10 protein-coding genes are annotated in these 7,753 nt (G+C 69.5%); 3 read left to right on the top strand and 7 right to left on the bottom strand.

Annotated features, from left to right (window positions below; all coding sequences use genetic code 11):
* The first annotated feature begins 82 nt into the window (after window positions 1-82).
* Window positions 83-916 (top strand): iron chelate uptake ABC transporter family permease subunit, encoded by an 834-nt coding sequence (locus MXD58_RS15345; RefSeq protein WP_308301975.1) that lies wholly within the window; start codon window positions 83-85, stop codon window positions 914-916.
* Here the strand turns inward: MXD58_RS15345 and MXD58_RS15340 are convergent.
* From MXD58_RS15340 to MXD58_RS15310, 7 genes are all read right to left on the bottom strand, one after another.
* Complete coding sequence (locus MXD58_RS15340) at window positions 906-1,298, bottom strand: SCO5389 family protein (protein WP_248841397.1); 393 nt, start codon at window positions 1,296-1,298, stop codon at window positions 906-908. The two genes, MXD58_RS15345 and MXD58_RS15340, sit on opposite strands and share 11 nt — an antisense overlap.
* An 852-nt stretch (window positions 1,299-2,150) precedes the next feature.
* Window positions 2,151-2,360 carry a sigma factor-like helix-turn-helix DNA-binding protein gene (locus MXD58_RS15335; RefSeq protein ID WP_248841396.1) on the bottom strand — a complete coding sequence of 70 codons (210 nt, stop codon included), beginning with the start codon at window positions 2,358-2,360 and terminating at the stop codon, window positions 2,151-2,153.
* Window positions 2,361-2,425: 65 nt separating this feature from the next.
* Window positions 2,426-2,980, bottom strand: a complete 555-nt coding sequence (locus MXD58_RS15330; RefSeq protein WP_248841395.1) for a DUF6036 family nucleotidyltransferase — start codon at window positions 2,978-2,980, stop codon at window positions 2,426-2,428.
* A 1-nt stretch (window position 2,981) separates the two neighbouring features.
* Window positions 2,982-3,401 (bottom strand): hypothetical protein, encoded by a 420-nt coding sequence (locus MXD58_RS15325; RefSeq protein WP_248841394.1) that lies wholly within the window; start codon window positions 3,399-3,401, stop codon window positions 2,982-2,984.
* Window positions 3,402-3,631: 230 nt separating this feature from the next.
* The gene (locus tag MXD58_RS15320) at window positions 3,632-4,984 is read right to left on the bottom strand and encodes a glycosyltransferase family 39 protein (protein ID WP_248841393.1); all 1,353 of its coding nucleotides are present in this window, start codon (window positions 4,982-4,984) and stop codon (window positions 3,632-3,634) included.
* 232 nt (window positions 4,985-5,216) lie between these two features.
* Window positions 5,217-5,432 (bottom strand): WD40 repeat domain-containing protein, encoded by a 216-nt coding sequence (locus tag MXD58_RS15315; protein ID WP_308301974.1) that lies wholly within the window; start codon window positions 5,430-5,432, stop codon window positions 5,217-5,219.
* A gap of 16 nt (window positions 5,433-5,448) precedes the next feature.
* A complete protein-coding gene (locus MXD58_RS15310) occupies window positions 5,449-6,264 on the bottom strand; it encodes a helix-turn-helix transcriptional regulator (RefSeq protein WP_248841392.1) in 816 nt (271 codons plus the stop codon).
* Between the two features lie 87 nt (window positions 6,265-6,351).
* Between MXD58_RS15310 and MXD58_RS15305 the strand changes: the two genes are divergently transcribed.
* The gene (locus tag MXD58_RS15305) at window positions 6,352-7,236 is read left to right on the top strand and encodes an NmrA/HSCARG family protein (protein WP_248841391.1); all 885 of its coding nucleotides are present in this window, start codon (window positions 6,352-6,354) and stop codon (window positions 7,234-7,236) included.
* A 236-nt stretch (window positions 7,237-7,472) separates the two neighbouring features.
* Window positions 7,473-7,753: TCP-1/cpn60 chaperonin family protein (locus tag MXD58_RS15300; protein ID WP_284678392.1), on the top strand; the 281-nt coding region annotated here is incomplete at its 3' end.

The raw sequence follows: 7,753 nt of genomic DNA, 5'->3' as shown, positions 1-7,753 counted from the left end.
CCACACCCCGCACCCGGCCCTCCGATCAGCAGATCACCCTTCTACCAGGGCTGATGCACCGACCGGTTGAGACCGCCGGGTCCTGCCCGAGCAGGCCAGTCGGGCGCCCAGACCGACCCTCCCGGCTGGTTCCGGCCGCCCGGCGGGACCGGCCCGGGCGCGGCGCGCGGCGCCACTGGGACGCGTCCGACTGCCCGTCTGCCTGCTCGGGCTCGGCGTCCTGGTCATTCTGCTCATGCTGGTGGCGTGCTGCGTCGGCGCCGCGACGGTCTCCTTGCCGCAGACCTGGCACGTCCTCGCCGCGCACCTGAAGGGCCGGACGGGCGGCCTGGACCCGGTCGTCAACCAGATCGTCTGGGACTACCGAATTCCGCGGGTCCTGCTCGGCGCGCTGTGCGGCGCCGGACTGGCGGTGGCTGGCGCAGTCCTTCAGGCTCTGGTCGACAACCCGCTCGCCGACCCCTACGTGGTCGGGCTCGCCCCAGGGGCATCCCTCGGCGCGGTCCTGGTGATCACTGCCGGGTCCGGGGTGGTCGGCGGTGTCGGCGTGTCGGTCGCCGCGTTCTGCGGAGCGCTGGCCGCCGCCGCCTGTGTCTTCCTGCTCGGCCAGCGCCGCGGCCGTCGCCAGCAGCGGACCGGTCCTCGACGCGCTCACCCCGGAGGTGCTCAGAAACGTGTTCGGGATCGTGGGCAGCATCGAACGACACGTCGACGGCGTCGTCCGCGTCACCTACGCCGCGGAACCACTCGCCGAGGACACGAGTCGACGGTGACAACGACCACCAGCCGAAGGAAGAGCATGGGCCTACCCGCCGCCCCGTCCGAAGACCCGCAGCGCGGGGCTACCCGGCCGTCGCGTCGTCCCGCCAGGCACGACGCGACCGCCGGGACACGTTCCGGCTGCGTCAGCAGTTGACGAACCCCGGTTGCTGGTTGAGGACCTGGCTCTGCGGGGAGACGAACCGCCGGTACTGCTCACCGGCGGTGGCCGGGGGTCGGAAGGCGGCCAGTCGGTGGCAGTTCTGGAAGGCCAGCGCCACGCCGAAGTGCTGTTCCAGGGCCGTACGGATCGCGGTGCTGGCCATGGCCCGCAGCAGTTGGCCCTGCTCCGCGTCGCCGGCGGGCGGAATCTGGTTGTCGGTGAAGTCGCCGGCCGCGGCCGGTAGTTCGCCGGCGAGCCGCGCGGCCAGGTCGTAGGCATAGGGCAGGGACTCGCGGATGCAGGCGAGGAAGTCGGCCTCGTCGACAGGGCCTTGTTCGGCCTGCTTCAACAGGCTGGGCGACACGGTCAGGGACATGGGTACCTCCTGGGCTGAGCGCTACCCGAGGTGGGCGCGGTGGGTGCGTGCGGGGCGGGGTGGTAGCCACCGCCATCGGGGTGGGGCCGATCGAAACCTCGATCGCCCACCATTAATGATTACGAAGACGGGAACCATTTTCATTATGGGCTGACAGCACCCGATCGGCAAGAGTGACCACGGTGAGTACAGGTGTGTCGCGGAGATTTTCGTTGGCAGCGCCGCCGGCACGCCGATCACCACGGCGCCGAGCGACCGTCGTGCGGCAGATCAACCAGGCACGGTGCTGACGGACCTACGCGGCCCGCATCGCCACGCTCTGTCGGGCGCGATGGCGGACGGAACCATGATCGCGTTGGGGCCGAACGCCCAGGCGAGGTTCTCTCAACGATGCGTTCGACTGTCGGTGATTATCTGCCGCGGGCGGGCGCTGCCCTGCCAGCTGACGAAGACATCGGTAGCGCCAGTCGCCTCGGCCCGGCGCGCCGGCGCGGCGAGGTCCGGCGGCACCTCGTGTCGTGCGCGGCCGGCAGTCGCGGTGACCCGACGGCGACGGGAACGCTGTTGGCGGTCCCGGTCGACCCACTGGACCGGCTGGCTGAGAAGTAGGCGGTACCGGAGCTTCCCTGCGGGTGACTTCACCCCCGCTGAAGACACCGCCACGACCAGGGATCCCGGCCACTCAGGGCCCGGCTATCGGAGCCGTGTCAGCGACACCTGCCTGGGCCATGGCGGTCGCCAACCTGTCATGCTGCCCGCCAGGAGCGCCAGCCGGCACGACGACATCCCCGGTGCGCGGAGGCCGAGTCGCCCGGAGCCGGAGTGCATGGCCGCTGTCGCGCTAGGCGACGATCAGGTCCTCGCGGGCGCGGGCGACCGGGAGTGGATCGTTCCGACCGGGCAGTCGCTTACCTGCGCGGCTTCCGCATAGGTAAGTTCGAGAATCTGCGTCGCCACGAACGCCTCGCGGCGGTCAGCAGGCAGGCCGCGCAGCAGTGCACGCAGAATCACCTCGTCCGCCAGGGAGCCGGCACCGGCGGGCGTGGCGCTGCCAGTAGGCATGTATGCCTGCGGGCGATGTGCGCGGATGCTGGGGGAGGGTCCTGAGATCAGGTCTGGCTTCATCGTCAGGGGTGGTCTGCATGGTTGCCTGGGTCGTGGAGGGAGTCGACGACTTCCTCGAGGAGGAACTGGACCTTCGCATTGATCGGGCGGCCGCTGTAGACCGCCTGGACGAGGTCAAGGCCTTCGTCGACGGTGGTGTAGCCGAGGGTGCGGTAGAGGAACGCGATGTCCTCGGCGTCGGTTTCGACGCGGGACGCGAACAGCTTCATGGCAAGTAGATATTCGGCGGAGGCGATGTCGACGGTAAGATGATCGGCCTCGAAATATCTGCTCGCGCCCATTTTCGATCCGGGCAGGAAGCCCTTCACCGCGTCGTTGAGCCAGTCGGCGGACAGGCCGTGGCGTTGGGCGAGTACAGCGGCAGCGGCTCGGACGACGTCGGTCGGCAGGAACACCGCATCGAGATAGCGGGTGGAGCGGTGGGCGTCGTAGGCGAGGGCGAGGGCGGCGCCGCCGACGAGGAACAGGTCGGCTTTGGCGCCGCGCCGCCCCAGTTCGTCGTTGAGTTCCTGGAGCAGGTCGGCGATCGACTCGCGGTCGAGACCCGGGGTGGTCATGTCACGCCCGCTGGAGGGCGCCGCGGGTGATGAAGATGCCGCGTTTGCGAAACGACAGGGGGGACTCGACCAGTGCCCGGGGATGCAGCCCCTTCAGCGCGGTGACGAACCACCAGGGCATCGCTTCGAGGGCGGGGTCGCGCACCCATGGAGGTGCGGGCCAGCCGTCGCGGCGGGCGAGGTGCTCCCCGAGGGCGGCGAAAGCGGCGTCCACGCGCCGGTCGCCGGACGGCCGTGGCTGGTCGGCCCACATTGCCTGCGCCGCGGCACGGCCCTGGTGGTGCAGGACGCTGGTGTAGTCGTCGAGGAGCTGGACGATGGCGTGCCGCCAGATGTCCTGGGGGCGGGCGTCAGTTGAGACCATGCCGGCCGCGACGGCGGCGGCGTCGTCCACGGTGCGGAAGGCTCGCAACGGGTCCACGACCCCACAGTACGCGGCGGATCATGCCCCCACTGGGTTGGATTCGCCGGTCGCACGAGGTCGTGGCTGCTCGCCGCCGGCTACATGAGTTGGAACCGAGCCTCTGGGACCTGACCGAAGCCCGCCGTCAGGACGACATCACCCAAGCCGTCCTGGCGGACCGCGACCGCCGAACGGTGTCCTGTTGATGGCTTGCCAGGGTGTGTGGGTTGGGTAGGAGTGATGGTGCGCTATCCGCGCCGGGAGCGGACCGCGGACAGCAGGGCGCCGAGACCGACCGCTGCGAGCAGCACGACGCTGGGCTCGGCCGCCGCGCGGAAGCGGGTCGTCCCGTAGATCATCATTGATGCTGCGGAGAGCACGATCGGGGTGGCGAGGAGCGGTAGCGTCGGGATTCGTCGGCGGCGCAGGACGATCACGCCGCCGATGGCAGCTCCGGCCAGGCACCACAACGACACGGAACCGATCTCGCTGACCGTCCGTGGACGTCGCTCGAGCATGTCGAACCGCGCCTGCTGCCATGGTCGGTAGACAGCCCAGGTCCGCCCCAGTCGCGCGGCCGCCACCGTGGGAAGCCGGTCGCTGTGCTCCCGCATGTAGCTGAGCGCGGCCTCGCGGTAGAACCTGTCGCTTCGAGAAGCCTCCGCGGGTGGGTTGGGGATGGAAAGCGCGCAGTCGACCGACCACCAGCCGAGCTGCTTGCCGGAGTAAGTCGTGTCGCAGTGGGTGACGGCCAGGGTGACGCCGAGCCCGCTCGAGATGAACTCTGGTTCGTCGAACCGGGACAGGTTGTAGCCGACCCACGGTGCGATGAGCAGGGCACTGGTCGTGGCGCACACTCCGAGCAGCCGCAACCGGTGGGCCCAGGTCAGCGCGGGCAACTGGAGCGCGACCGGCGCCACCAGCACCAGCGCGAGCAGCGCCAGCTCGGTCCGGGCCAGCATCGCGGCGGCCAGGGCGCCACCGACAAGGACCGCGTCCAGCGGCCGGCGCCGGTCCCGTAATCGATAGGCGGCGAGGATGAGTAACGAGCAGGAAAGGATCGCGGGAGTCTCCGACATGAGGATCGCGTCGCTCAGCCACATGCCCGGATAGACGGCGCCGATCCCCGCGGCGATCAGGCCGGTGGCCGGACCGGCGATGCGGCGGCCGGCGAGTCCGACGACGACGACCGACAGCGTGCCGAGCAGGCACGAGAAGGTCTGGTGGGCGACGAAGCTGCGCAGCCCGAACAGCGAGGGGATGGCAAGAAGCAGGCTGGTCAGCGGTGGGTGCTGCGCGTCTGGCAGGTATTTGCCGTGGAGGATCAGGAAATATGGATTAGGCCAGCCACGTCCGTCCGCGAACAGGTTCGCGGCGTAGTGATAGTAGTAGGCATCCCCGTCGACCGTCGTGGGATACAGCCAACCGAAGAGGAAGCCCAGGCGAACGGTGGCCGCGACCGCGGCAATCGCAATAATCGCGGTCCACCAGCGCCGCTGGCCGTCAGCGGGATCTTGGTCTGGTCGACTATTCCCTGCGTCGAAGCAAATCGGCCCGCGCCGGGCAGGCCCGTTGCGCAGGTGTCGTTCCCTGCCCGACATCTGTCCCCCAGCTTAGGGCTGTCGACCTCGAGAGGTGCCACGGGAGACGCAGTTGGTTCTCGGCGGAACGGTGCCGCTTGGTTCGTTCCCCGACCTGCGTCCATCGCTATTATGTGGGTAGCGGTCCGGCCAGGACGGGAGTCATTGGCGAAAATTCGGGAACTATTGTTGCCCTGTCTTTCCGTAGATTTTCGGGGCAGGTGGTAGCGGTCGGAAAGCCAAGCCCCGCCGCTCAGCGGATCTGCCACAGCCGCAAGGTGTGGTCCTGGCTGCCGGAGGCCAGCGTGCGCCCGTCTGGGGAGAACGCCACCGACAGGACCAGGTCGGTGTGGCCGGTGAGGGGGCGGTCGAGGGGGGTTGGGCGGGTGCGGTCAGCAACTCTCCACAGCCGCACCGTGGTGTCGGCGCCGCTGGAGGCCAGCGTCCGTCCGTCCGGGGAGAACGCCACCGCTCGTGGTGAGTCGTCAGGTGTCGGTTACCAGGACGGCCCGGCGTAGGTCCTCGGGTGTGGCCGGAACCTGTATGACCAGCAGGAAGTCCGGGTATTCGACCGGCCGCAGCTGGTAAACGTCCATGGCGATCCGGCCGGCGGCGGGGTCGTCGACCGAAATGGTCGCCGGTCTAAAGTCCCGGATCGGGTAGCCACTCCACCACTGGCCGAACTCGGGACTCCGCTCGGTCAGCGCGAGGACCAGCTCCAGGAACCGGGGGTCGTTCGGGCGCTGGCCCACGGCCGCGCGGAACTGGCTCAGCACGGCGCGCGCCGCTGCTTCCCAGAACGGCATCCGGGCGCGGTTCTCCCCGTCGGTGAACATCATCCACAGCAGGTTGCGTCGGTCCGCCGGCATCGCGGCGGGATCATGTCTGATCCGGACGTAGGGCGCGTTCCAGGCGATGAAATCAAAATGCCGATCGAACATGACGGACGGGTTGGGCGCGGTCGCGTCGACGAGGCGCTGAACCCGGGCCTCGACGGCAGCGGGGGACGTCCGCGCCGGCGGCACCGGCAGGCCGGCCAGGACGCGCAGGTGCCGGTGCTGATCGGCGTCGAGGCGTAGCGCGCGGGCCAGCGCGTCCACCACCTGGGCGGAGGCCGCGATCTGGCGGCCCTGCTCCAGCCACGTGTACCAGGTGATCGAGAGTCCGGCCAGCTCGGCGACCTCCTCGCGGCGCAGGCCGGGTGTCCGTCGGTGGCCGACGCCGACCGGCAGCCCGACGTCCGCGGGCCGCAGGCTCGCCCGCCGCGCGCGCAGGAAGCTGGCCAGTTCGGCGCGGTGCATAGGTCCTCGTTACCTCACTGTCCAGGGACCTGGGTAGCAGCATTACCACCAGGTTGTCGGCCGTGACCGTGGCTAGCGTGACGCCCCATGAATGATCACAAAGAATCGGTTCTGGTGATTGGTGCGACCGGCCAGCAGGGCGGCGCGGTGGCCCGGGCGCTGCTGCGGCGCGGGCGGACGGTGCACGCGCTGGTGCGTGACCCCGATCGGCCTGGCGCGAGGGATCTGGACGCGGCCGGGGCGCGGCTGGTCGTCGGGGACCTGGACGATCCGGCGTCGGTGCGCGCGGCCGTGGGCGGCGCCGGCGCCGTCTTCCTGATGCTGACCAGCGTCACCTCGGGCACCGTGAGCCTGGTGGACGTCGAGGCCGAGGTACGGCGCGGAATGGCCGTCGCCGACCTCGCGGCGCAATCCGGCGTCGCGCACCTCGTGTACAGCTCTGTCGCCGGCGCCGACCAGAACACCGGAATCGCGCACCTGGAGAGTAAGGGGCGTATCGAAGCGCATATTCGGGGTCTCGACCTGCCGGCCACCGTGCTTCGGCCGGTGTTCTTCATGGAGAACTTCACGACGGTAACCCGGCCTGTCCTGACCGAGGGCGGCCTGGCTCTCGCTCTTGCCCTGCGCCCGGCCAGCGAGCTGCCGCTGATCTCCATTCCCGACATCGGCGAGTTCGCGGCGTTGGCGTTCGAGGAGCCGGAGACGTTCGTCGGTCAGACCCTCGTGATCGCGGGCGATCACCTCTCCGCCAAGGAGATGGCCGAACGTTTCGGTGCGGTGGCCGGGATCCCGGCGCGTTTCCACCAGACTCCGCTCGAGCAGCTGCGCGCTTTCGACGAGGAGGTCGCGAAGATGTTCGCCTGGTTCGATTCCGGCATGATGGAGCGCCCCAATCTGCCGGCTCTGCGCGCCCTCCACCCGGAGGTCATGACGCTGGCCGCATGGCTGCGCTCGACAGGCTGGCGCCCGTAGGACGCGCCGCCGGTCGGGACGCCGCCGAACGCGGCGGCGGCGGCACCGATGTGGTGGTGAGCTTCTCTTCGGCGGCCGTTCGGGCGATAAAGTGGCTGGCACTCGGCGAGGTCGAGTGCCAATCCTCGGTGCGACGGGTGCCTGCGTCAACGGGAGCACCGTTCGCGGTGCCGGGCACCCCATCGACGACTGGTACCTCTCCGCGCAGGCTTGCCCCCCTGAGAGGACCATCACGCATGGCAAAGATGATCGCCTTCGATGAGGAGGCTCGGCGCGGCCTGGAGCGCGGGCTGAACCGGCTGGCCGATGCGGTCAAGGTCACGCTCGGCCCCAAGGGTCGTAATGTGGTTCTGGCGAACAAGTTCGGTGTTCCCACCGTCACCAACGACGGTGTGAGCATCGCGCGAGAGATCGAGCTCGAGAGCTCCTACGAGCGCATTGGCGCGGAGCTCGTCAAGGAAGTCGCGAAGAAGACGAACGATGTCGCGGGTGATGGTACGACGACCGCGACGATTCT

This window comes from Frankia sp. AgKG'84/4 (assembly GCF_023242965.2).
In the GTDB taxonomy this organism is placed as follows: domain Bacteria; phylum Actinomycetota; class Actinomycetes; order Frankiales; family Frankiaceae; genus Frankia.
The sequence above is the reverse complement of the archived record's forward strand: the minus strand, read 5'-3'. Positions and strand labels throughout refer to the sequence as shown.